This is a genomic window from Buttiauxella sp. JUb87 (assembly GCF_004361975.1).
Classification (GTDB): domain Bacteria; phylum Pseudomonadota; class Gammaproteobacteria; order Enterobacterales; family Enterobacteriaceae; genus Buttiauxella; species Buttiauxella ferragutiae.
Genome location: NZ_SNVY01000002.1, coordinates 250179 through 274952 on the forward strand (window position 1 = coordinate 250179; position 24774 = coordinate 274952).

A 24774-nucleotide genomic window follows, 5' to 3' on the forward strand; every position below is an offset into this window, starting at 1 on the left:
CAGGAAGGCGGCAATCGAATGAATCCCGATGAGCTTACTCAGGTAAGTGATTCGGGTGAGTGAGAGCAGCCAACACCCCTGCATCTTGAAGGACGACGGGTATATTCCCCCTGATTACGGAGTCAATTATGCAAGCCTATTTCGACCAACTTGAACGTGTACGTTTTGAAGGCCCTAAAACCGCTAACCCACTGGCATTTCGTCACTACAATCCAGATGAAATCGTGCTGGGTAAACGTATGGAAGAACACCTGCGCTTTGCCGCTTGTTACTGGCATAACTTCTGCTGGAATGGTGCCGACATGTTTGGTGCCGGTTCGTTTGAACGTCCGTGGCAGCAAGCTGGCGACGCATTAGGCCTGGCAAAATTAAAAGCTGATGTGGCGTTCGAGTTCTTCCACAAGCTGAATGTCCCGTATTACTGCTTCCATGATGTGGACGTTTCGCCAGAAGGCGCATCGCTGAAAGAGTACCTGAATAACTTCGCGAAAATGACCGAAGTGCTGGCGAAAAAGCAGCAAGAAAGCGGCGTGAAATTGCTGTGGGGTACAGCCAACTGCTTTACCAATCCTCGTTATGGCGCAGGTGCTGCGACCAGCCCAGATCCAGAAGTATTCTCCTGGGCGGCAACGCAAGTCGTCACCGCAATGAATGCCACTCACCAGTTGGGCGGCGAAAACTATGTGCTTTGGGGTGGCCGTGAAGGTTACGAATCCCTGCTCAATACCGATTTGCGCCAGGAACGTGAGCAAATTGGCCGCTTCTTGCAGATGGTGGTTGAGCACAAACATAAAATTGGTTTCCGCGGCACGTTGCTTATCGAACCGAAACCGCAGGAGCCAACCAAGCACCAATACGATTACGATGTTGCGACGGTCTACGGTTTCCTGAAGCAGTTCGGTCTGGAAAAAGAGATCAAAGTAAACATTGAAGCGAACCACGCGACACTTGCCGGTCACTCATTCCATCACGAAATTGCCAGCGCCATTGCGTTGGGTATCTTCGGTTCCGTCGATGCCAACCGTGGCGACCCGCAACTGGGTTGGGATACCGACCAGTTCCCGAACAGCGTGGAAGAAAACTCACTGGTGATGTACGAAATTCTCAAAGCAGGTGGTTTCACCACTGGCGGCCTGAACTTTGACGCCAAAGTGCGCCGTCAGAGTACCGACAAGTACGACTTGTTCTATGGTCACATTGGTGCGATGGATGTGATGGCGCTGTCACTGAAAATTGCCGCACGCATGATTGAAGATGGCGAACTGGATAAACGCGTTGCGAAACGTTATGCCGGTTGGAATGGTGAACTTGGTCAGCAAATTCTGAAAGGGCAAATGTCGCTTTCACAAATTGCACAGTACGCTGAACAGCATGACCTGAATCCACAGCATCAAAGTGGGCATCAGGAATTACTGGAAAACCTGGTCAATCATTACCTGTTCGACAGATAAGTTTAAACCGTAGTTGAAATGGTGGATGACGCTTTGCTTATCCACCCTACGAATTCCCGCGCCACGTTTTACGTGGCGCGTTTGTAAGGAGTCGATATGTACATCGGAATCGATCTCGGCACCTCGGGTGTGAAAGCGATTTTGCTCGGAGAGCAAGGCGAAGTGCTGGCTTCAAGGACTGAAACGCTGACCGTGTCACGTCCACATCCGTTATGGTCGGAGCAAGATCCAGAGCACTGGTGGCAAGCAACAGACCGCGCAATGAAAGCGCTCGGCGAGCAGCACTCTCTTAAAGATGTGAAAGCGTTGGGGATTGCTGGGCAGATGCACGGTGCAACACTGCTCGATAGCCAGCAGAACGTGTTGCGCCCGGCAATTTTATGGAATGACGGTCGCAGCGCAGAAGAGTGCGCCTTGCTTGAAGCAAGCGTACCCGATTCCCGCCAAATTACCGGCAACCTGATGATGCCAGGTTTTACCGCACCAAAACTGCTGTGGGTGAAACGCCATGAACCTGAAGTCTTCGCGAAAATAGATAAAGTCCTGCTGCCGAAAGATTACCTGCGTCTGCGTATGAGCGGCGTGTTTGCCAGCGATATGTCTGACGCCGCAGGTACCATGTGGCTGGATGTCACGAAGCGCGACTGGAGCGATAAAATGCTCGACGCGTGCCAGTTGAGTCGCCAGCAAATGCCAGATTTATTCGAAGGCAGCGAGATTACTGGCACATTGAAAGCAGACGTCGCACGTGCGTGGAATATGCCTGCCGTACCGGTGGTTGCAGGCGGTGGCGATAACGCCGCGGGCGCAGTCGGTGTCGGCATGATGGATGCGGGCCAGGCTATGTTATCGTTGGGAACGTCTGGCGTTTACTTTGCGGTAAGTGAAGGATTCCTCAGTAAACCGGAAAGTGCCGTCCACAGCTTCTGCCATGCTCTACCCCATCGCTGGCACCTCATGTCAGTGATGCTCAGCGCCGCATCGTGTCTCGATTGGGCGGCAAAATTAACCGGTATCGAGAGCGTTCCGGCACTGCTGGAAGCCGCCGAAAAAGCCGATGAAGACGCTGGTGAGATCTGGTTTTTACCGTATCTGTCTGGCGAGCGTACGCCGCACAATAATCCACAGGCAAAAGGCGTTTTCTTTGGCCTGACCCATCAGCATGGGCCAGCCGAACTGGCCCGCGCCGTGTTAGAAGGCGTAGGTTATGCGCTGGCGGATGGTATGGACGTGGTGCATTCCTGCGGAGTCACACCGCAAAGTGTCACACTGATTGGCGGTGGGGCGCGCAGCCCGTACTGGCGGCAAATGCTGGCAGATATCAGTGGGCAAACGCTAGATTATCGCACCGGTGGAGATGTCGGCCCAGCGCTGGGTGCAGCACGGCTGGCGCAAATCGCCATGTCGCCAGATAAACCGCTGCAAGCGCTGCTTCCGCAGTTACCGCTTGAGCAACAGCACAAACCAGACATGGCCCGACATGAGCAATATCAGGCACGTAGAAAAGTGTTTAACCAGATTTATCAGCAGTTGTTACCGCTGATGTCGTGACACAAAACATAACGCTCTGGATTTACCAGAGCGTTAAATCACATACTTAAGACAGCAGCGTAAACGCAATCATCCCGACAACTGCACCAGTGGTACCAAGAATGGTTTCCATCATGGTCCAGGTTTTCAGGGTTTGCCCTTCTGTCGCGCCGGTAAATTTACCGAAAAGCCAGAAACCGGCATCGTTAACGTGGCTCACGACGATAGAACCCCCAGCAATACAAATCGACAATGCTGCCATTTGTGCGCCGCTGTAGTTGAGCTGTTCGATAACCGGCATCACCAGGCCAACTGCAGTCAGACAAGCTACGGTTGCCGAACCCTGGATGATACGCACCGCTGCCGCCAGCACGAAGCAGGTCAATGCAATTGGCAAGCCCAGGCCAGTCAACGCTTCGCCCAATGCCGGGCCAACACCTGAATCCACCAGCACTTGTTTGAACACGCCGCCCGCACCGATAACCAGCAGGATGATTCCCGCAGGTTGCAGCGCGTGACCACAGATTTCCATGACCTTCTCTTTCGCCATACCCTGGCGGTACGCCAGACCGTAAATCGCCACCAGGCAAGCAACCAGAATCGCCGTGAACGGATGGCCGATAAATTCCAGCCACTGGTACAAGCTGGAACCCTGCTCGACGAAACGCGCAGCGATAGTTTTCATGCCAACTAACACCAGCGGCAGCAGGATCAGCGAAAGACTGAAACCGAACGATGGCAGTTTGCCTTCGCCCAGGTGCGGTTCAGTGATGTCGTCAGGAATATGCAGTTCGACGTATTTGCTGATGAAGTTACCAAACAGCGGCCCGGCAATAATCATACTTGGAATCGCCGCGCACAGACCCAGCAGAATCATCCAGCCAAAATCGGCGTGCATTTGGGAGGCGAGCAGCATTGGCGCAGGCCCAGGCAGCAGAAATGCCGCAGCGGCTGCAACGCCCGCAAACAGAGGAATAACCAGTTTAACAAGGTTAGTGCCGGTGTGGCGCGCCATGGAAAAGGCTACGCTTATCAGCAATACAATAGCGACTTCGAAGAATAGCGGCAGCGCACAAATCAGGCCAGCCAGGCCAATCGCATAGTGCGCGCGACTGTGACCAAAAGACTTCAGCATTTTGACCGCAATCTGGTCTACCGCGCCGGTTTCATGAAGAATCTTGCCAAACATCGCGCCGAGCGCGACGACGATAGCCAGAAAGCCAAGCGTTCCGCCCATCCCTTTTTCCATGGTTGCCGCGATTTTATCGAGCGGCATCCCGGAAAATATCCCTGCCCCAATTGAAACCACCATCAAAGCAACGAAGGCGTGCATTCGCGCCTTCATCACTAAAAACAGCAGCAGCAAAACCGAGCCAACTGCTGTTAAAACAAGCGTTAATGTACTCACTGCGCACTGCCTTTATTAATGACCTCAATGGTGCTCGCCACCACGTTTTCCAGTGACTGGTCGATATTTACCACCAGAACATCTGGCTCATCCGCTTTCGGCTCTTGCAGCGTTTCAAACTGAGTCACCAGCATCTGCGTTTTGAAGAAGTGGCCTTTGCGTGCTTTCAGGCGGTTTTCAATCACTTCAAAATCACCTTTCATGTAGATGAAAGAGAGATTCGGGTTACCTTCACGTAATTGGTCGCGATAGACTTTTTTCAACGCAGAGCAAACGATCAAGGAGACTTTGTTGGTGCGCTGCATAGCGAAAGCTGCATCGTTTAATGCTTGTAGCCACGGCTTGCGATCTTCATCGTTAAGCGGCTCACCGGAAGCCATTTTCGTGATATTGCAGCGTGGATGCAGGAAGTCGCCGTCCAGGAATGCCGCTTTGAGTTGGTGTGCAACTTCGCTTGCAACAGCAGATTTACCGCTGCCAGAAACGCCCATCAGGACGTAGATATGGTGGTCGTGGTTGGTAGTGCTCATCGCGTAGCTCCGACTGGCGCAACAATTTGTTATAAGAAATTGTTACGGGTAACTGTTATCGGTAACATTGTCAGTAGAGCGTTCGCAATAAGCAATAACCATTCACTTAAAAAGTGAATAAGTGTGAACTATATCAAAAATTATGGCGCTAAATTGAACCGCCAGGGGAAAGTGTAAAGCCCAAATCGAGCATTTGCGGCGTCACTGCTTCACCGCGAATTCTCGCCAGTAAACGCTCAGCACCAATGCGCCCCATACGTTCACGCGGCGTTAACACACTGGCAAGACGGGGTTCCATAACCTGACCAATATCGTGGCCGTGGAAACCGGCAATCGCCATATCTTTTGGAATGCTCAGCCCCTGGCGTTGGCATTCAAATGCCGCGCCAATAGCTAAGTCATCGTTAGTACAGAAGATACTGTCGAGCTGCGGATATTCACGACGCGCCTGGCGGAACAATTCGATACCAGTGGAGTAAGAAGAGGATTGTTCGACCATCACGCTGTACGGCACCAGACCGGCGTCCAGCATCGCTTGCTCGTAGCCTTTTTTCTTGATCACGGTACGTTCATCAAGGCGTGCGCCAAGATACGCAACGTGACGGTGACCACGGGCAATTATCGCGGCAGTCATTTGGCGTGCGGCTTCGAAGTTATCAAACCCCACGGCGATGTCGAGACACGGTGAAATGCTGTCCATCAGTTCCACTACCGGAATACCTGCCACTTCAATCATTTTTAGGGTGCGCGGGGTATGGGTGCGTTCGGTGAGGATCAAGCCGTCGATATTCCAGGAAAGCATTGATTCCAGACGCTCTTCTTCCAGCTCAGGTTTGTAGCCGTAGTGAGCGAGCATGGTCTGGTAGCCGTAAGCATCAACCACGTTTTCAATGCCACGCAGCACTTCCGCAAAAACCTGGTTGGTCAGCGAGGGTAGTAACACGCCGATAGCGCGGCTTGTGGAATTAGAAAGGATGTCTGGTGCGCGGTTGGGAATGTAGCCAAGTTCATCAAGTACGGCAGCAATTTTTACCTGTAACGTCGCGGAAACCTGGTCAGGGTTACGTAAAAATCGGCTGACCGTCATTTTGGTCACCCCTACGCGGTCTGCAACGTCCTGTAATACCGGTCTTTTCTTTTTCATTATCCTGCTGTACTGGTTGACTATCGACAACGAAGTTTAGCACGGACAAAGCACAACCTTCCCCCTGTTTTGAGGAAGGTTGTGACCGGTAACTATCAGTATTTATTAGACTGGTGGTAAATCAAACAGCAGGACTTCACTTGCTTCATTAGCATGAATCGAAATCGCTTGTTCATCCCACACAGCAATAGCATCACTGGTTTTTGCCTGAGTCCCGTTGATAGACACATCACCTTTGACAACCTGCAGCCAAATGCGGCGATCTGCCGGAATCTGGTAGACAGATTGTTCGTCTTTAGCCAATGCCCAACGCGACAATTCCATATCTTGATTCACCTTCAGGGAACCGTCACGAGCATCTGGAGACAGCACCAGTTGGCGGCCCTGTGGTGCATCAAAACGACGCTGATCGTAACGCGGCGTGATGCCTGTTTTATCCGGGATGATCCAGATTTGGTACAGACGCAGGCGCTCGGTTTTGCTTGGGTTGTACTCCGAGTGAGTAATCCCGGTACCGGCACTCATAATCTGGAATTCCCCCGCTGGAACCTGTTCTTCGTTACCCATGCTGTCGCGATGCGCAACCGCACCTTCCAGTACATAGGTCAGGATTTCCATGTCTTTGTGTGGGTGAGTCCCAAAGCCTTCACCGGCTTCCACGACGTCTTCGTTAATCACACGTAATGCCGAGAAACCCATGAAATTGGCATCGTAATAGTTAGCGAATGAGAAGGTGTGCCAGCTATCCAACCAACCATGATTGGCGTGACCACGTTCTTCAGCTTTTCTTAAAAAGATCATCTTCATTTCTCCGCAATTCGTTTGATGGGCTAAGTGTGGACCCGAATCGGAAATGATCATAGAGGGTGAAAATTGACGCCTCTGTTCAAAAAAAGTGAACGAGTCAGAGGCGTCAGAGCGGAGCTAAGCGAGGGTCACGACAGAAGGAGAAGGCTGTTCGAAACCGCGCTCAAGGATCTCGAGGTTGGTCAGTGCTTCAATTTCGCTGACGTAATTAGGTTTGCCGTTAACAATGGTTTCATACAGCGCGTCGTACACGCGGCCATAGTCGCCCTGCTCCGGTTTAATCTCTTCGCGCACGGTTTCACCCGCGTCGTTGACGTATTCAAGCACGCCGACGCTGCTGTCTGCTGCAAAGCCCGGCTCACCGGGCATGATGTAAGCCTTGAGGCTGGTTTCTTGCTGGTCGATACCGTATTTAAGGTACGAGCCTTTGGTGCCGTGAACCTGGAATTTCGGATAGTCGATTTTCACCAGGTGGCTGGTTTTAACAATAGCTTTCAGGTCACCGTAAAACAGCTGTGCTTCAAAGGTATCGTCTGGATTAGCCTTATTGCGCACGCTACGAATATCGTAAGCGACGCGATCCGGGCGGCCAAAAATTGAGATGATCTGGTCCATGGTGTGCACGCCAAGGCCGTAGAAAGCACCATCTGCAAAGGTGCCTGGTGCGGTTGCCGCTGCCGGGCGATACATATCAAAGTGGCTTTCTATTTCAACAACTTTGCCCAACTTGCCACTTTCGATGGCTTTTTTCATCGTCAGGAAACAGGAATCAAAACGGCGATTCTGATAAGGCGTGACGGTCAGTCCTTTCGCTTTAGCCAGTTCAAACAGTTGTTTAGCTTCAGCCAGTGTCGGGGTGAAAGGCTTTTCCACCAGCACATTTTTGCCCGCTTCCAGCGCGCGTTTTGCATATTCGAAATGGCTATCCTGATGAGTACATACCACCACCAGTTTGACCTGCGGGTCGTTGAGAATGTCATCAAGCTGGCTGGTGAAATGGATGTGGCTGTATTGCGGTTGCTGCTCAATTTCTGGTTTTTCATGGCGACGGAAAATATGCGCGACGTGAAGTTTATCTTTGCGAACCAGAACGTAAGGCAGGTGGTAGCGGGTAGTGCTTTTGCCAAAACCTATAAAAGCGCAGTGTAGGGTCATTGCTTCGTCCTTTTTGACTTTAAATTGCAATTACCCTACTTCATTCTTTGGTTTTTTGGCACCGCGTTTTTTGGCGGATGACGCTGCGCTTATCCGCCCTACGAAAAGACAAAGTGACTGCTTTGCCCAAATTAGTTGGAACTGTTCATGGATCAGCCGTCGGCGGCGCAGCCAGTTTGTTCACGACCTGCGCGCAGAAACCGGAGCGTACTTAAAGTACGTGAGGATTTCGAGCACAGCTCGGGGACAAAATGGTAAGTAAGCCAGGCTGAAAAAAGAATAAAAAAAAGCCAGCTCAAGGCTGGCTAAAGTAATACTGGAAGCAATGTGAGCAATGTCGTGCTTTCAGGTTATCTCCGTAGGGGTCTCCCCTGAACGCATGGCAATAATAATCATTATCATTCGCACTTGTCTACTAATTTTTAGAAAAACTTAGCAGTTGACGAAAACTAAAAAGTCACTGATGTTTAAGAGGTTACTTAACTATTTGAGGAGAAAAGGAATGAGTGAGATCGTGATACGCCACGCTGAATTAAGAGATCTTGATGCTTTACGTCAGATTAATGCCCAGTCAGAGGTTTATCACAACACGCTACAACTCCCTCATCCTTCTCTTGAAATGTGGGAAGAACGAATGAAGCATCCACCCGCAGGACGCAAACAGCTGGTGGCTTGTGTCGACGATGTTGTAGCAGGGCATCTGGCGCTGTCTGTCGAACAAAACCCGCGTCGTAGCCATGTGGCAACATTTGGTCTTAGCGTTTGCGGGCAACATCGCAATCGCGGTATCGCAAGTGCATTAATGGCAGCCATGACCGACCTGTGTGATAACTGGCTGCGCATCGAGCGCATTGAACTGACAGTGTTTGTTGATAACGAACCCGGCGTGGCGGTTTATCGTAAGTTCGGTTTCGAGATTGAGGGCACCGGTAAGAATTACGCGCTGCGCGATGGTCAGTATGTGGATGCGTATTTTATGGCGCGGTTTAAGCCGGAATAGATCGCCCTCACCCTAACCCTCTCCCTCAGGAGAGGGGACTCGACGGCTTTCTCCCTCTCCTTTGGGAGAGGGCCGGGGTGAGGGGCAAACTTAATATCCGGCAGTCAAATCATCCACCGAACGCGGGTCAGAAGCACCGTATAACGCACCATCTGGCCCTACCATAATGCTCTGCGTACTGCCCATCGCTTCTTTCACCTTCACGTTCTGCCCTTTATCTTTCAGCAATTTGACTGTATCCGGGCTAAAACCTTTTTCGACTCGTAGCTCATCAGGCAACCACTGGTGATGGAAGCGCGGCGCGTTAGTGGCTTCGGCAACGTTCATCCCGTAATCGATGGTGTTCATCACCATTTGCAGCACAGTGGTGATGATACGGCTACCGCCAGGGCTGCCGGTTACCAGCCAGGTTTTGCCATCTTTCACCACGATTGTCGGCGACATCGACGACAGCGGGCGTTTATGCGGCCCAACGGCGTTGGCATCGCCACCCACCAGCCCGTAGACATTCGGCACACCAGGTTTTGCAGAGAAATCATCCATTTGGTTGTTCATCAGGATGCCGGTGTTACCTGCCACAATGCCCGTACCGAACACGGTATTGAGCGTATAAGTCACCGCTACAGCGTTGCCGTCTTTATCCACCACCGAGAAATGCGTGGTCTGGTTGCTTTCATATGGCGCCAGTTTACCGGGTTTAATTTCGCTCGATGGACGTGCTTTGTTGATGTCTATCTGCTCAGCCAGCGATTTGGCGTAGGCTTTGTTGGTCAGCGCCTGCCACGGCACTTTCACAAAGTCAGGGTCACCGAGATATTCCGAACGATCGGCATAGGCATATTTTTCCGCTTCAGCCGTTAATTGCATCGCATCAGCGCTGCCAAAACCGTATTTGGCAAGATCGAAGTTTTCCAGAATATTGAGGATTTCCACAATGTGGATGCCGCCTGAAGACGGTGGTGGCATGGAGAAAATCTGGTAGCCACGGTAATCACCGCTAATCGGCGCACGTTCTACGGCTTTGTAATTCGCCAGATCAACCTTGCTAATCAACCCGCCATTCTTTGCCATTTCTTCGGCAATCTGGTCAGCAATTGCGCCTTTGTAGAACGCATCCGGGCCATTTTCGGCAATCATTTCCAGGCTTTTGGCGAGGTTGGTTTGCACCAGTTTATCGCCCTTTTGCAGCGGTTCGCCGTCAGCCTTCCAGAAAATAGCTTTGCTGTTTGGATGATTCGGGAGAACTTCTGCACCATAAACTTTCAGGTCTTCAGCCAGTGCATCGTTCACCGTGAAACCGTCCTGTGCCAGTTTGATTGCAGGCTGGATAACTTTGTTCAGCGGCAGTGTGCCGTATTTTTCCAGCGCCAGAGCGAAGCCCGCCACGGTGCCAGGCGTGCCTGATGCAAGATGTGAGGTAAGAGATTTTTTGCTGTCTGCATTGCCTTGCGCATCGAGGAACATGTCACGCGATGCTTTTTCTGGTGCCATTTCACGGAAATCAATGGCGGTGGTTTTACCATCTTTGGTGCGCAGCATCATAAAGCCACCGCCGCCGATGTTCCCCGCCTGCGGGTGGGTTACCGCCAGCGCAAAACCGACTGCAACAGCGGCATCGACCGCATTCCCGCCCTGCTTGAGAATCTCGACACCGACTTGTGTGGCCAGCGAATCCTGCGAGGCAACCATGCCATTTTCAGCACGTACTGGATGGAAGACATCGGCTTCGACGCCGTAAGATACAGGAGCCGCAACCGGAGGCGGTGCGGCACTAACAGAAAGGCACAGTCCTATCATTAGCGCAGGAATGGTCATCCAACGCAGAATTTCCAGACGAATATTTTTCCACTGCTTCATCGTTATGTTCTCCATGTTTGGGGAATCCCACGATAAGCCTGGCCCAAAATTGGAAACCCGCCTGGCTAAAAATCCTAAATAATCATCGTAGTGTCAGAAAACGATTAAACTTAGTAGATCCCCCAAATGGAGGAAGTGACGATGAAAAAAATACTTATGCTGGCAGCTTTGCTGCCATTGACCTGTTTGGCACAGCCGATTAATACCCTGAATAATCCCAATCAACAGGGTTATCAGATCCCCAGTCAGCAACGGATGCAGCAACAAATGCAAACCCAGCAGATACAACAAAAAGGGATGTTAAATCAGCAGTTACAAACGCAAACCCGCGTGCAGCAACAGCATCTGGAATCGCAGATAAATAACAATTCGCAGGGCGTCTTTAAATCGACAACAACGCCTGCAAATGAGCTGGATGTCGGGACACAACAAGTGTTGCCAAATACCAATGGTGGCATGTTAAACAGTAGCGCGACCAGCAGCGGGCAACAGCATATGCTGCAACCGACGACCAATGGCAGCATGTTGAATCCTGGGACTCATTAAGCCCCGACGTAAGGAAAATGGTGGATGACCGCTTACCCCCCCTTACCGTAGGTCGGATAAGCTTGCGTCATCCGACATGGACCTGGCATTTAGTACGTAAAATCTGCACCAATTTGGTCGATACAGTCGGTACAGATGATATCCACACCCCAGCGCAGCAGTGTAGCTGCTCGTTGGGGATTATTCACCGTATAAACCAGAATATGTAATCCCGCCGCTTTCAGCTCCTGCACACGCGCTTCATCGAGCAATTTATGATTCAAGTGAATGGCAACACAACCCAGACGGGCGGTCAGTTCACGCCAGTCATCGCGCCATTCGTCGAGTAACAACCCACGCGGTAATTCAGGCACGGCAAATTGTGCGGCTTCCAGCGCTTCGATAGAAAACGAAGACAGCAATGGCGCGGTTTGCCCTTGCCATAATTCAAGTGCTGCCAGCGCGATCGTTTTTCCGGTTAGCGCATCAGTACCGGTGGTCGGTTTGATTTCAATATTCGCCATCATGCCATGTTGCTTACACCGCGCGGCAACTTGAGAAAGCAGCGGCAATGGTTCGCCTTTAAACTCACCGCTATACCAACTTCCGGCATCGACATTCAGCAGTTTATCCCAGGTTAAATCGCCCGCGATGCCCCAGCCGTTACTGGTGCGTTCCAGAGTGTCGTCATGCAGCAGGAAAATGTGCCCATCCTGTGAAAGCTTGGCGTCGAACTCAATCATGGTGTGCCCGTAACGCGCACCGACATCAATCGCTGCCAGCGTATTTTCCGGTGCCAGTTTGCCACCGCCACGATGGGCCGCGACTTTCGGGTATGGCCAGTTGCTCATAAACGTTGTCCATTATCTTTAGCAAAGAAATGTAGATGATTTTCAGGCAGATGTAGCCACAGCGTGCTACCGGGTTGTGGGCGTTCCTGATGCGCCAGGCGCACCACCATTTTTTGCTCGCCCCAGCGCCCGTGCACTAAATTATCTGCACCGAGCATCTCCAGCGTATCCACCAAAAAGGGCACGCCGCCTGCGGATTGTGAGCTTAGCGCAATATGTTCCGGGCGGATACCCAGCGTCACCGCAAGCCCCTGAAGCCCATTCGGCGCATTGCCTAATGGCAACGCCATGCCGCTTGCCAGCTCAAAACGCGTGCCGTCAGCACTGATTTTACCTTCCAGCAGGTTCATGGCGGGCGAGCCGATAAAACTCGCCACAAAGCGGCTGGCCGGGCGTTCGTAGACTTCAACAGGCGTGCCGATTTGTTCGGCGACGCCTTTGTTCATCACCATCACGCGCTGCGCCAGCGTCATCGCTTCGACCTGGTCGTGCGTCACGTACAAACTGGTAGTTTTCAGGCGGCGGTGCAGCTGTTGTAATTCGAGGCGCATTTGTACGCGCAGTTTGGCATCCAGGTTGGATAACGGTTCATCGAAGAGGAAAACTGCCGGGTCGCGCACAATGGCGCGCCCCATTGCCACACGCTGGCGTTGGCCGCCGGAAAGTTCGCGTGGGCGGCGTTTAAGCAAGCCATCGAGTTCAAGAATACGCGCCGCTTCCACCACTTTCTGCTGAATATGCGCTTTGCCCATGCCGCGGATTTTCAGCCCCCACGCCATGTTTTCTTCCACACTCATATGCGGATAAAGGGCGTAGTTCTGGAACACCATCGCGATGCCACGCTCTTTCGGTTCCATTTCGGTGACGCGCTGGCGGTCAATCCAGATATCACCGCTGGTGACGCGCTCAAGCCCGGCAACCATGCGCAGCAACGTCGATTTACCGCAGCCCGACGGCCCCACCATCACGATAAATTCACCGTCTGCGACATCCAGCGTCAGCGGCTCAATGACCTGAGTTTTGTTGTCCCAACTTTTGCTCACTGCCTGTAGTTTTAGTCCTGCCATGGGTTACTTCTCACTATCAACAAGGCCACGCACGAACGCTCGTTGCATGGCTAAAACGATAATTACCGGCGGAATCAGCGTCAGCAGCATCGCCGCCATCACCTGGTTCCACTGGGTGGAGCCTTCACCAGAAGACATCATGCCTTTAATACCCGCCACGGCGGTGCCAAGGTTGACGTCGCTAATAATCAGCAGCGGCCAGAGATACTGGTTCCAGCCGTAGATAAAGGTGATGACAAAGAGTGCTGCGAGATTAGTTTTTGAGAGCGGCAAAACGATGTCACGGAAGAAGCGCATCGGCGATGCGCCGTCGATACGTGCCGCTTCCATTAACTCGTCGGGAAGCGTCATAAAGAACTGGCGGAACAAAAAAGTAGCGGTTGCCGAAGCCATTAACGGCAGCGTCAGGCCGGTGTAGCTGTCGAGCATTTTGAGGTTTGCGATAACTTCTACCGTCGGGAAAATACGCACTTCAACCGGCAGCATCAGGGTGATAAAAATCATCCAGAAGAACAGGTTACGGAACGGGAAGCGGAACCAGACAATCGCAAAGGCTGAAAGCATTGAGACAGTGATTTTGCCAATGGTGATGACCATCGCCATGACAAAACTGTTTAGCAGCATCAGGCCGAACGGCGCACTGTTGGCACCGACGCCGTGCGTCCAGATATAAGACATGTTTTCCAGCAGATGCGTGCCTGGAATCAGCGTCATCGGCGTCTGGAAGACGGCTTCGTTATCCAGTGTCGCCGCGACAAACGCGACATACAGTGGGAACAAAATCACGATAATGCCCAGAATCAGCATCGTGTGGCTGAAAATCGTCAGCCCGCGGCGGTTCTCAATCATTGGTAGCGCACCTTACGTTCCACGAAGCGGAACTGAATCACGGTCAGGATGATGACTAAGAACATCAACACCACGGATTGCGCCGCCGACGCGGAAAGATCGAGTCCGGCAAAACCTTCGCGATAAATTTTGTAGATAAGCGTGGTCGTCGCTTGTACTGGTCCACCGCCGGTCGCGGCGTCGATAACCGGAAAGGTATCGAAAAAGGCGTACACCAGATTAACCACCAGCAGGAAGAAACTCACCGGCGCAATCAGCGGTAACGACAGCTTGAAGAAGCGCCGTACCGGGCCTGCCCCGTCAATAGAAGCAGCTTCAATCAACGAACGCGGAATCGACTGTAACGCCGCAAAGAAGAACAGGAAGTTGTAGCTGATTTGCTTCCACACCGAGGCAAACACCACAAGGAACATCGCCTGGCCGCTGTTTTGTGCGTGGTTCCAGTGGTAACCAAACTGCTCAAGCACGTGAGTTAGCAGGCCGCGCCCGGGGTTAAACAGGAAAATCCACAGTACGGCAGCAATCGCCGGAGCCACCGCATACGGCAGCAGCATTAACGTTTGGTAAATTCGGCTGCCACGAATGACGTAATCCGTGAGCGCGGCGAAAAACAGCGACACCAGCAAACCGCTACCAGCGACTAATCCACTGAAAATTAAGGTGGTATAGAAAGAGTCGAGATAGTAGCTGTCATGGAAGAGTTGTTTGAAATTTTCCAGGCCAACAAACGTGCTTGAAAGTCCAAACGGATCGACATTTTGCAGTGAATACCACAACGCTTCGCCCGCAGGCCAAATAAAAAAGATAATGGTGATAAGCAGTTGCGGCAGCACTAGCGCATACGGCAACCAGCCGGAACGGAACACCGGACGAGAAGATGACATAAGTAATTCTTTTCCTGAACAATGTCGGGTGACGGCTTTGCCTTACCCGACCTACAAACAGCCATTCGTAGGTCGGATAAGCGAAGCGTCATCCGACACTGAAAAACTTAAGACTTAGTCGATTGCTCGAAACGGCGCAGCAACTGATTACCACGCTCAACCGCGCTATCTAATGCTTGCTGAGGGGTTTTCTTGCCGGTCCATACCGATTCCAGCTCTTCATCCACAACGGCACGAATCTGCGGCATGTTGCCCAGACGCAAGCCTTTAGTGAACGGCAATGGCGGCTTGTTCAGCATCTGGCGCGTGGCGATATCAGCACCTGGGTTTTTCTCGTAAAAGCCTTGTTCACGCGTCAGGTCGTAAGCAGCTTTAGTGATAGGTAAGTAACCGGTTTTCTGGTGCCATTCAGCCGCAATTTCTGGTTGAGTGAGGAACTGCATAAACTCGGCAACACCTTTGTAAGTCGCGGGGTCTTTACCCTGCATCACCCACAAACTTGCCCCGCCGATAATGGCGTTTTGCGGCGAGTTCGGAATAGTAGAGTCATAAGGCATCATGCCCACGCCGTAGTTGAATTTGGCGTATTGACGGATATCAGCCAGCGAGCCAGAAGACGCGGTGGTGATGGCGCAATCCCCGCTGTAGAACTTTTCGGTAGATTCATCTTTGCGGCCAAAGTAGCTGAAATCGCCCTTCTTGTTCAGCTCTTCCAGCATCGCAATGTGTTTCACTTGCTCGGGTTTGTTGAATTCCAGAACCGCATCGGTGCCATCAAAACCGTTGTTTTTGGTGGCAACCGGCAGGCCGTTCCAGGCGCTGAAGTTTTCGATTTGAATCCAGCCTTGCCAGCCACTGGCATAACCGCATTTCATGCCTGCCGCTTTAAGTTTGGCGGTGTACTCGGCCAGGTCTTGCCAGGTTTTTGGTGGCTGATCCGGGTTCAGGCCAGCTTTCTTAAAGGCGTCTTTGTTGTAATACAGAACTGGCGTGGAGCTGTTAAATGGTTGGGAGAGCAGACGCCCGGTTTTTGAATCGGTGTAGTAACCGGAAACCGTTGGCACAAACTGAGATTCGTCGAACTTAATGCCTGCATCGCTAAAAACTTCATATACCGGCTTGATGGCTTTCGAGGCCATCATGGTCGCCGTACCCACTTCATAAACCTGCAAAATGGCTGGCGCATTGCCCGAACGGAAAGCCGCAATCCCTGCCGCCAGGTTTTGTTCGTAATTACCTTTATACACCGGGACAATTTTGTAATCAGGGTGCGTCTGGTTGAAGCGTTGAGCCAGTGAATCGACTTCTTTGCCCAGTTCACCTTCCATTGAATGCCAGAACGGAATGGAGGTGGCGGCGATAGCGCTGCTGCTAAGTACGCATCCAAGCGCAAGGCAAAGTGTTGTGAGTCGTAACGATGCAGTCATGTGTATATCCCTGGAGGTTGTCATTAGGTCACTGCGCGAAAATACGCGTTTTTGTTCGCATCAAAACATGACATGCGCGAATGACAGAAAAATAACCGTGGGGTGACAGAATTGTTACAGTGAGGTGAAGGGAAAGTGGTGATCGGAGTATTGTCATAAAAAAGGAGCCAAAAGGCTCCTTGTTGATTAAGCGATAATTTAGCCGCCGAGGTAGGCGCTACGCACCGCTTCGTTAGCCAGCAGCGCGTCGCCGGTGTCTTCCAGTACCACGTGGCCGTTTTCCAGCACGTAGCCACGGTCAGCGAGTTTCAGCGCCTGGTTGGCGTTCTGCTCGACGAGGAAGATGGTCATGCCTTCGCTGCGCAGCTGCTCGATGGTATCGAAAATCTGCTGAATGATGATTGGCGCGAGGCCAAGCGACGGCTCGTCCAGCAGCAGTAAGCGCGGTTGGCTCATCAGCGCACGGCCAATCGCCAGCATTTGCTGTTCACCGCCGGACATGGTTCCCGCACGTTGAATACGGCGTTCCAGCAGGCGCGGGAACAGTTCGTATACGCGTTGGATGCGTTCATGATACTGGTCGCGTTCCGCGAAGAAGCCGCCCATCGCCAGGTTTTCTTCCACCGTCATACGTGAAAACACGCGGCGGCCTTCCGGCACAATCGCCACCGCTTCACGCATGATGCGAGCGGTGTGCCAGTCGGTGATGTCTTTGCCATCAAAGGTAATCTTGCCGCTGGATGCGCGCGGGTCACCGCACAGTGTACCCAACAGCGTGGTTTTGCCCGCACCGTTCGCACCAATCAGAGTGACGATTTCGCCCTGTTTAATATGCAGACTGACCCCGTGAAGCGCCTGGATTTTTCCGTAATGGGCGCTCACCTGGTTAAATGACAACATGATATTTTCCATCTTTGCCTCACCCATTCTTATGCTTCACCCAGATACGCGCGGATTACGTCAGGGTTATTCCGGATTTGTTCCGGTGTGCCGTTCGCAAGCGGCGTCCCCTGGTTTACCACGTAAATCCTGTCAGAAATGCCCATCACCAGTTTCATGTCGTGCTCGATTAACAGCACGGTGGTGTTGTGGTGGTTACGTAACTCCATGATTAACTCGTCGAGTTCGTGGGTTTCTTTCGGGTTAAGGCCTGCGGCGGGTTCATCGAGCATCAGGATTTCTGGTTGCGTCACCATACAACGCGCAATCTCCAGGCGACGCTGATCGCCATACGCAAGGTTGCTTGCCTGGCGGTTGGCCTGCTCAAGCAGACCGATACGGTCAAGCCAGATGGCTGCACGATCCAGCGCTTCGCTTTGTGAGCGGCGGAAAGCAGGTGTTTTCAGTAAACCAGCAAACACGCCGGTTTTCAGTTGCTGATGTTGAGCCACCAGCAAGTTTTCAATCACGGTCATTTCACGGAACAGACGCACGTGCTGGAAAGTACGCACCACACCCATCCGCGCGATTTGTTGGCCAGGCAGACCTTCAAGGTGCTGGTCACGCAACAGAATCGTACCGCCTGATGGCTTGTAAAAACCGGTCAGGCAGTTAAATACCGTGGTTTTACCGGCACCGTTCGGGCCGATTAACGAAACAATTTCTTGTGGATGCAGTTCCAGAGAAACATTGTTTACGGCGAGCAGGCCGCCAAAACGCATCATCAAGCCGTTTACGGATAACAATGGCTGATTCATGCCTGCTCTCCTTTCACTTGTTCCACTTGCTCTTTTTTAAGCTTCAACTGAGGGCGTGACATTGGCAGCAAGCCTTGTGGACGCCAGATCATCATCAGCACCATCAGGCCACCGAGCACCAGCATGCTGTATTCGTTGAGATCACGCATCAGTTCGCGTGACACCACCAACAGGACTGCGGCGAGGATAACGGCAAATTGCGAGCCCATACCGCCTAGCACGACGATCGCCAGCACGAATGCAGATTCGGCAAAGGTGAAGGATTCCGGGCTCACAAAGCCCTGACGGGCCGCAAACAGCGTACCGGCAAAGCCTGCGAACGCGGCGCTGATGGTAAAGGCGGTCAGCTTGATGCGCGTCGGGTTCAGACCCAGCGAACGGCAAGCGATTTCGTCTTCACGCAACGCTTCCCATGCGCGGCCGAGCGGCATACGCAGCAAGCGGTTAATCACAAACAGCGACAACACCACTAATAGCAACGCAACGAGGTACAGGAAGATAATGCGGTCACCGGGGTTATACGCAACGTTGAAGAAGTTGCTAAAGGTATCCCAACCCCCTTCACGCGCGCTACGGCTGAATTCCAGACCAAACAACGTTGGTTTTGGGATCTGGCTGATACCGTTCGGCCCACCAGTAATTTCGGTGTTGTTAAGCAGTAAAATACGGACGATTTCACCAAAGCCGAGCGTCACAATCGCCAGGTAGTCGCCGCGTAAACGCAGCACCGGGAAGCCGAGCAGGAAACCCGCCGCCGCAGACACCAGGCCCGCGATTGGCAAGCACGTCCAGAACCCTAAGCCGTAATAATGGTTGAGCAACGCGAAGGTATAAGCGCCGATGGCATAAAAACCGCCATAGCCCAGAACCAGCAAGCCGGACAACCCCACCACCACGTTCAGGCCCAGGCCGAGAATGATATAAATCATGGTCAGCGTGGCGATGTCGACCGTGCCGCGTGAAACCACAAACGGCCACGCAACCGCGAGCACCAGCAGCGCCAACAGGAACAGTTTTTGCTTCGGCGTAGAACCGTCTAACGCAGGCAGCACAAACTTCGGTCCGGAGACTTTTTTCATGCCTTTCTGGAATGCAGGGCGCAGCAACTGGAAGACGAAGACAATCGCCGTACCAATCAGAACCCACTCCCAGCGCACCGTTTCCGCACTGTGAACGACAAGTTTAGTCCCATCGAGACTCAGCTGAACGCCCATAAAGACGCCCGCCAGAACGAAGAAGATTGCCGCCGACAGGAGTGCTAAAACAACATGCATCGGTTTCATACTTTTTCTACCTCCGGACGGCCCAGGATACCAGTTGGCATCACCAACAGAACCACGATGAGCAGTGCAAAGGAGACAACATCTTTATATTCGGTGCTCAGATACGCCGAGGTCAGCGCTTCTGCAACACCTAAAATCAGGCCACCAATCATCGCGCCAGGAATACTGCCGATACCACCAAGAACCGCTGCGGTGAAGGCTTTCATCCCGGCCATAAAGCCGATGTATGGGTTGATAACGCCGTAGAATTGGCCGAGCAGAACGCCCGCTACCGCCGCCATGGCAGCGCCAATCACGAAGGTCAGAGAGATAACGCGGTCAGTGTTAATGCCGAGCAGGCTCGCCATTTTCAAATCTTCTGCACACGCACGGCACGCACGGCCCATGCGGGAATAGCGAATAAACAGCGTCAGTGCCAGCATCGCGATGAACGTCACTACCCAAATAACCAGCTGCATGGTGGTGATAGTCGCGGTGAAGTTCTCACTTGCGCCGATGACCCACTGGCCGTTAAACAGGCTTGGCAGTGCGATGTCGCGTGAACCTTCAGTGAGGCTAACGTAGTTTTGCAGGAAGATCGACATCCCGATAGCAGAGATTAGTGCAATCAGTCGCTTAGAGTTACGCACCGGTTTATACGCGACACGTTCGATGCTCCAGCCGTAAGCACTGGCAATAACAATCGCGCCAATGAAACCGGCGCCGACCAGCATCCAGCCCACATCAATGCCCAGCATCATCAGCGCTGCGATGATCATGAACGAGACATAGCTGCCAATCATATACACCTCGCCGTGGGCGAAGTTGATCATGCCGATAATGCCGTAAACCATGGTGTAACCGATGGCAATCAACGCATAAGTGCTGCCCAGCGTGACGCCGTTAAACATCTGCTGCAGGAAGTAGAGGAACTGCTCGGACATACAATAACCTTATTTATTTCCCCTCCAGCGCATAGCCGCCGGAGAGGAGGGATGACCCAGAATTATCAGCCGTTACTTCGCCACAGAGGACGAACCGTCGGCATGCCACTGGAAGACACCAAATTCAAATCCCTTCAGATCGCCTTTCTCATCCCAGTTCAGCGGCCCAATCACGGTTTTCGCACCGTTTTCTTTTAAGTCTTTAATTAAATCAGCAGGTTCTTCACTACCAGTACGCTCAAGCGAGGTCGCCAGAGATTGCACCGCAGCGTAGGTGATCCACACATACGGGCCGCTTGGATCTTTCTTCTCAGCTTTCAGTTCATCAACGATAACTTTGTTCGCCGGGTCCTGGTCATAGCGTTTTGGCATGGTGACTAACATCCCTTCACCCGCCGCACCCGCGATGTTGGACAGCGATGCGTTACCCACACCTTCTGGTCCCATAAACTGGGTTTTCAGGCCAACAGCACGCGCCTGACGCAGGATCTGCCCCATTTCCGGGTAGTAACCACCGTAGTAAACGAAGTCGATGTTTTCTTTTTGCAGACGCGCAACCAGCGTGGAGAAATCTTTGTCGCCCGCGGTGATCCCGTCGAAGAAGACGATGTCCGCGCCGCCTTTTTTCAGGCCATCTTGTACAGAGCGCGCCAGGCCTTCGCCGTACTGCTGTTTGTCATGAATGATGGCGATGCGCTTTGGCTTCACGGTTTCAAGAATGTATTTAGAGGCGGTTGGGCCCTGAGAAGAATCCAGGCCAGCGGTACGCATAATCATTTTGTAGCCGCGGCTTGTCAGCTCTGGGTTAGTCGCACCAGGGGTAATCATCAGAATGCCTTCGTCTTCGTAGATATCAGACGCTGGCTGAGTAGAAGAGGAGCAGAGGTGGCCGATAACGTAACGCACACCGTCGTTGACGATTTTGTTGGCAACCGCAACGGCTTGTTTCGGGTCACAAGCATCATCGTATTCAACCGCAACAAGTTTGTCGCCTTTGATGCCGCCTTTAGCGTTGATGTCTTTGATTGCCTGGCGAGCACCGTTGAATTCCATGTCGCCCCACTGCGCAACCGGCCCTGACATAGCACCAACAACCGCAACCTTAATGTCTGCTGCCGCTGCCGCGTGAGACACCGCCAAAGCAACAAACCCGGCGAGTAATGTCTTCGCGTTTACTTTCATTCTTTGAATCCCCATTTATCGTGATTTTGTGGTTTTATTATGGTCAAAAAGCATGCTGTTCACTTTTCAACCTTTAGCCATTTTTATGAGTGTCGTTAAGGGCTTAGCGTTAATATTTACAATATTTAAGGCTAAACTCTCTATTTTTCAGGCTATTAAGCAAAGATATTATTCTGTATTTGATGATAGTTAAACAAAAAAAAGCACCTTTTTCAGCATAAAATAGCGATACAAAGAGCGGAATAAAACACTAGGTTTTAGGGTTTTATACTGGCCATTTTTCAATCCACCACTTATCAAACTGGCATACGTTTGAGGCAAAAATTAATCGTCTGGTATATGGCAGATAAAAGATAAAGCGTCTGACGCAAATAAATTGGTTACACTCGGGGTTTTCCCGCTTTTTGGTTAGCTCGCTTATGAAACTCACCATCATTCGTCTGTTTGAGTGTAGTGCTCAGGATAAGATTGATCTTGCAAAGATCTGGCCGGAATATTCCAGCGCCTCACTGGCTCTTAGTGACGCCCACCGTATTTACGCGGCAAAATTTAACGATCGGCTATTAGGCGCGGTACGCGTCACACTTGCGGGTGCCGAAGGCGCTTTAGATTCGCTGCGGGTACGTGAAATTACCCGTCGTCGTGGCGTTGGGCAGTATTTAGTCGAAGAGGTGATTCGCGATAACCCAGACATCACCAGATGGTGGATGAGTGACGTTGGTGTGGAAGAGCGTGATGTTATGACGGCGTTTATGCGGGCGGTAGGGTTTGCGGAGCAAAGTGGTAGTTGGGGGAAATGAGATGAATGCGTCGGATGACGCTGGCGCTTATCCGACCTACGAAAACCGTGCCCTGTAGGGTGGATAAGCGCCAGCGCCAGCGTCATCCAGCAAAATACCCGCTCTACAAGAGCGGGTATTGTAAAACTTACTTAGCGTCAGTCGCTGTACCGTTGGCATGCCAGGTAAACACGCCAAACTCAAAGCCTTTCAAATCCCCTTTCGCATCCCAGCTCAATGGACCCATTACGGTTTCCACAGAAGCGCCTTTCAGATAAGTAGCGATTTCAGCCGGATCTTCAGACTTGTTCAGGCCCGCAGCCAGAGATTGCAGCGCTGCGTAGGTTGTCCAGACGAATGCGCCACTTGGGTCTTGTTTCTTCGCTTTGATGGCATCCACAACTGGTTTGTTCGCAGGAACCTGGTCGTAGTTCTTAGGTTTGGTGACTAACAAGCCTTCAGCAGATTCGCCGGCGATGTTAGACAGAGAAACGTTTGCCACACCTTCTGGACCCATGAACTGAGTTTTCAGGCCTGCTGCGCGAGACTGACGCAGGATCTGGCCCATTTCTGGGTGGTAACCACCGTAATACACGAAGTCGATGCTTTCTTTCTTCAGACGCGCTACCAGCGTGGAGAAGTCTTTCTCGCCGGCAGTGATACCGTCAAAGAACACTACGTTTGCGCCGCCTTTTTTCAGGTTGTCCTGAACAGAGCGAGCCAGGCCTTCGCCGTACTGTTGTTTGTCATGAATGATCGCGATGTTTTTCGGTTTTACGTGATCAAGAATGTATTTTGCCGCCGTTGGGCCCTGATCAGAATCCAGGCCGGTAGTACGCATTGTCAGTTTGTAACCACGCGCAGTCAGCTCAGGTGCTGTTGCCGCCGGGGTAATCATCAGAATGCCTTCGTCCTCGTAGATGTCAGACGCAGGCTGAGTGGAAGAAGAACACAGGTGGCCGATAACGTATTTGATGCCATCGTTAACCACTTTGTTGGCGACCGCTACCGCTTGTTTCGGGTCACAAGCGTCGTCGTATTTGGTGATAACCAGTTTGTCGCCTTTGATGCCGCCTTTGGCATTAATATCTGCAACCGCTTGTTCTGCACCGGTAAATTCCTGGTCGCCATATTGTGCAACCGGGCCAGACATCGCCCCAACTACCGCTACTTTGATATCCTTCGCAAATGCCGCGTTGCTCATCGCAAGTGCAATACAACCAGCCAATAACGCTTTGCCCTTCATTTTCATCCTGAGATCCCCATTTTTGTTGTGATTGGTATTTGTTGTGTTGTTTTGGCACGGTTTTATTTTTGATTGACGAATACCGTGTGTGCCTTCACCGCATTCAGAGTTAAAAACATACCCGAATTTACGGCTTTTGGAATAACAATTTTTTCACAAGCTGAATGGGAAAGTGACAGGCATAAAAAAACCGCCCCGGAAGGCGGTTTTTTATCTGACGAAATAACTTACGCTTCGATGGCCATGCGCAGTTTTTTCATCGCGTTCTTTTCAAGCTGGCGCACGCGCTCAGCGGAAACGCCGTAACGGTCGGCCAGTTCTTGCAGCGTGCTTTTGTTGTCTTCATCAAGCCAACGGGCACGGATAATATCCTGGCTCCGTTCATCCAGACCTAGCATGGCATCGCTGAGTTTATCAGCCGCGTGCGATTCCCAGTTGTCGTCTTCAATGCCATCGGCAAAGTTAGATGACTTATCCTGCAAGAACAGCACAGGAGCCATTGGCGCGCTGTCTGAATCGTCGTCGTTGCCCATGTCGAACGTCATGTCCTGCGCCGCCATGCGCGATTCCATTTCACGGACATCTTTGCTGGAAACCCCCAGCTCGTTGGCGACCATTTCCACTTCGTCCTGGTTGAACCAACCCAGACGTTGCTTGGTTTTACGCAGGTTAAAGAACAACTTACGTTGTGCTTTAGTGGTTGCCACTTTCACAATACGCCAGTTACGCAGCACGTATTCGTGAATTTCAGCTTTGATCCAGTGCACAGCAAACGACACCAGACGGACACCCACTTCCGGGTTAAAGCGGCGCACAGCCTTCATCAGGCCGATGTTGCCTTCCTGAATCAAGTCAGCCTGCGGCAAGCCATAGCCCGAGTAATTACGAGCGATATGAACAACAAAGCGCAGGTGAGACAGGATCAGCCTTTTCGCTGCTTCCAGATCGCCCTGGTAATGCAGCTTTTCAGCCAGCTCCTTCTCTTCCTCAGCCGTTAACATCGGCCAGGAATTAGCGGCCCGGATATAAGATTCCAGGTTACCAACAGGGGCTAAAGCTAAATTTTGCATTTCTTTGGTCATTCAAACCCTCTCTTAGAAACTAAAGTACAGGTTGCTACAATCTTGCTGCACCAGGCTATTCGCCAGGGGCCAAACCGTACCATTCACAGTAACCTCA

Annotated in this window: 23 protein-coding genes; 5 read left to right on the forward strand and 18 right to left on the reverse strand. The window is 51.9% G+C overall.

Going from position 1 to position 24774, the window contains the following annotated elements; genetic code table 11:
* Positions 1–128: 128 nt before the first annotated feature.
* Positions 129–1451 (forward strand): xylose isomerase, encoded by a 1323-nt coding sequence (gene xylA / locus EC843_RS09510; protein WP_064542392.1) that lies wholly within the window; start codon positions 129–131, stop codon positions 1449–1451.
* A gap of 96 nt (positions 1452–1547) precedes the next feature.
* A complete protein-coding gene (gene xylB, locus EC843_RS09515; RefSeq protein ID WP_133522153.1) occupies positions 1548–3002 on the forward strand; it encodes a xylulokinase in 1455 nt (484 codons plus the stop codon).
* Between the two features lie 46 nt (positions 3003–3048).
* Here xylB and gntU read toward each other — a convergent pair whose 3' ends face one another.
* From gntU to EC843_RS09540, 5 genes are all read right to left on the reverse strand, one after another.
* Positions 3049–4389 carry a gluconate transporter gene (gene gntU / locus EC843_RS09520; RefSeq protein ID WP_121814698.1) on the reverse strand — a complete coding sequence of 447 codons (1341 nt, stop codon included), beginning with the start codon at positions 4387–4389 and terminating at the stop codon, positions 3049–3051.
* Positions 4386–4919 (reverse strand): gluconokinase, encoded by a 534-nt coding sequence (gene gntK, locus EC843_RS09525; RefSeq protein WP_064542383.1) that lies wholly within the window; start codon positions 4917–4919, stop codon positions 4386–4388. The genes gntU and gntK overlap by 4 nt, the downstream gene beginning before the upstream one ends.
* A 148-nt stretch (positions 4920–5067) precedes the next feature.
* Positions 5068–6063 carry a gluconate operon transcriptional repressor GntR gene (gntR, locus tag EC843_RS09530; RefSeq protein WP_064542379.1) on the reverse strand — a complete coding sequence of 332 codons (996 nt, stop codon included), beginning with the start codon at positions 6061–6063 and terminating at the stop codon, positions 5068–5070.
* Positions 6064–6168: 105 nt separating this feature from the next.
* Positions 6169–6864 (reverse strand): pirin family protein, encoded by a 696-nt coding sequence (locus EC843_RS09535; protein WP_064542376.1) that lies wholly within the window; start codon positions 6862–6864, stop codon positions 6169–6171.
* Positions 6865–6987: 123 nt separating this feature from the next.
* Positions 6988–8025 carry an oxidoreductase gene (locus EC843_RS09540; protein WP_133522154.1) on the reverse strand — a complete coding sequence of 346 codons (1038 nt, stop codon included), beginning with the start codon at positions 8023–8025 and terminating at the stop codon, positions 6988–6990.
* A 502-nt stretch (positions 8026–8527) separates the two neighbouring features.
* On the opposite strand from EC843_RS09540, the gene yhhY reads away from it, so the two are divergent.
* Complete coding sequence (gene yhhY / locus EC843_RS09545; protein ID WP_133522155.1) at positions 8528–9025, forward strand: N-acetyltransferase; 498 nt, start codon at positions 8528–8530, stop codon at positions 9023–9025.
* 90 nt (positions 9026–9115) lie between these two features.
* On the opposite strand, the gene ggt is transcribed toward yhhY, so the two are convergent.
* Positions 9116–10864 (reverse strand): gamma-glutamyltransferase, encoded by a 1749-nt coding sequence (gene ggt / locus EC843_RS09550; RefSeq protein ID WP_208111318.1) that lies wholly within the window; start codon positions 10862–10864, stop codon positions 9116–9118.
* A gap of 159 nt (positions 10865–11023) precedes the next feature.
* On the opposite strand from ggt, the gene EC843_RS09555 reads away from it, so the two are divergent.
* Positions 11024–11428, forward strand: coding sequence for a DUF2756 family protein (locus EC843_RS09555; protein ID WP_064542365.1), 405 nt, complete (start codon positions 11024–11026; stop codon positions 11426–11428).
* Positions 11429–11517: 89 nt separating this feature from the next.
* Here the strand turns inward: EC843_RS09555 and ugpQ are convergent, their stop codons facing one another.
* The 10 genes from ugpQ to livK form a co-directional block, all read right to left on the reverse strand.
* Positions 11518–12258, reverse strand: coding sequence for a glycerophosphodiester phosphodiesterase (gene ugpQ / locus EC843_RS09560; RefSeq protein ID WP_133522156.1), 741 nt, complete (start codon positions 12256–12258; stop codon positions 11518–11520).
* A complete protein-coding gene (locus EC843_RS09565; protein ID WP_064542359.1) occupies positions 12255–13325 on the reverse strand; it encodes a sn-glycerol-3-phosphate import ATP-binding protein UgpC in 1071 nt (356 codons plus the stop codon). Before EC843_RS09565 ends, ugpQ begins: the two co-directional genes overlap by 4 nt.
* Positions 13326–13328: 3 nt before the next feature.
* Complete coding sequence (gene ugpE, locus EC843_RS09570) at positions 13329–14174, reverse strand: sn-glycerol-3-phosphate ABC transporter permease UgpE (RefSeq protein ID WP_064542356.1); 846 nt, start codon at positions 14172–14174, stop codon at positions 13329–13331.
* Positions 14171–15058 (reverse strand): sn-glycerol-3-phosphate ABC transporter permease UgpA, encoded by an 888-nt coding sequence (gene ugpA / locus EC843_RS09575; protein ID WP_121814694.1) that lies wholly within the window; start codon positions 15056–15058, stop codon positions 14171–14173. The genes ugpE and ugpA overlap by 4 nt, the downstream gene beginning before the upstream one ends.
* Before the next feature lie 107 nt (positions 15059–15165).
* Positions 15166–16485 (reverse strand): sn-glycerol-3-phosphate ABC transporter substrate-binding protein UgpB, encoded by a 1320-nt coding sequence (gene ugpB, locus EC843_RS09580; protein WP_133522157.1) that lies wholly within the window; start codon positions 16483–16485, stop codon positions 15166–15168.
* A 198-nt stretch (positions 16486–16683) separates the two neighbouring features.
* Positions 16684–17397, reverse strand: coding sequence for a high-affinity branched-chain amino acid ABC transporter ATP-binding protein LivF (gene livF / locus EC843_RS09585; protein WP_064542553.1), 714 nt, complete (start codon positions 17395–17397; stop codon positions 16684–16686).
* 17 nt (positions 17398–17414) lie between these two features.
* Positions 17415–18182 (reverse strand): high-affinity branched-chain amino acid ABC transporter ATP-binding protein LivG, encoded by a 768-nt coding sequence (gene livG / locus EC843_RS09590; protein ID WP_064542348.1) that lies wholly within the window; start codon positions 18180–18182, stop codon positions 17415–17417.
* Complete coding sequence (locus EC843_RS09595) at positions 18179–19465, reverse strand: high-affinity branched-chain amino acid ABC transporter permease LivM (RefSeq protein ID WP_064542345.1); 1287 nt, start codon at positions 19463–19465, stop codon at positions 18179–18181. Before EC843_RS09595 ends, livG begins: the two co-directional genes overlap by 4 nt.
* Positions 19462–20388, reverse strand: coding sequence for a high-affinity branched-chain amino acid ABC transporter permease LivH (livH, locus tag EC843_RS09600; protein ID WP_064542342.1), 927 nt, complete (start codon positions 20386–20388; stop codon positions 19462–19464). Before livH ends, EC843_RS09595 begins: the two co-directional genes overlap by 4 nt.
* Positions 20389–20460: 72 nt before the next feature.
* The gene (gene livK / locus EC843_RS09605; protein WP_121814691.1) at positions 20461–21570 is read right to left on the reverse strand and encodes a high-affinity branched-chain amino acid ABC transporter substrate-binding protein LivK; all 1110 of its coding nucleotides are present in this window, start codon (positions 21568–21570) and stop codon (positions 20461–20463) included.
* 419 nt (positions 21571–21989) lie between these two features.
* Here livK and panM point away from each other — a divergent pair, with 419 nt between their 5' ends.
* The gene (gene panM / locus EC843_RS09610; protein WP_133522158.1) at positions 21990–22370 is read left to right on the forward strand and encodes an aspartate 1-decarboxylase autocleavage activator PanM; all 381 of its coding nucleotides are present in this window, start codon (positions 21990–21992) and stop codon (positions 22368–22370) included.
* Positions 22371–22497: 127 nt separating this feature from the next.
* Here panM and EC843_RS09615 read toward each other — a convergent pair whose 3' ends face one another.
* Complete coding sequence (locus EC843_RS09615; RefSeq protein ID WP_064542333.1) at positions 22498–23601, reverse strand: branched-chain amino acid ABC transporter substrate-binding protein; 1104 nt, start codon at positions 23599–23601, stop codon at positions 22498–22500.
* 221 nt (positions 23602–23822) lie between these two features.
* Complete coding sequence (gene rpoH / locus EC843_RS09620; RefSeq protein ID WP_034499532.1) at positions 23823–24677, reverse strand: RNA polymerase sigma factor RpoH; 855 nt, start codon at positions 24675–24677, stop codon at positions 23823–23825.
* Positions 24678–24774: the final 97 nt, after the last annotated feature.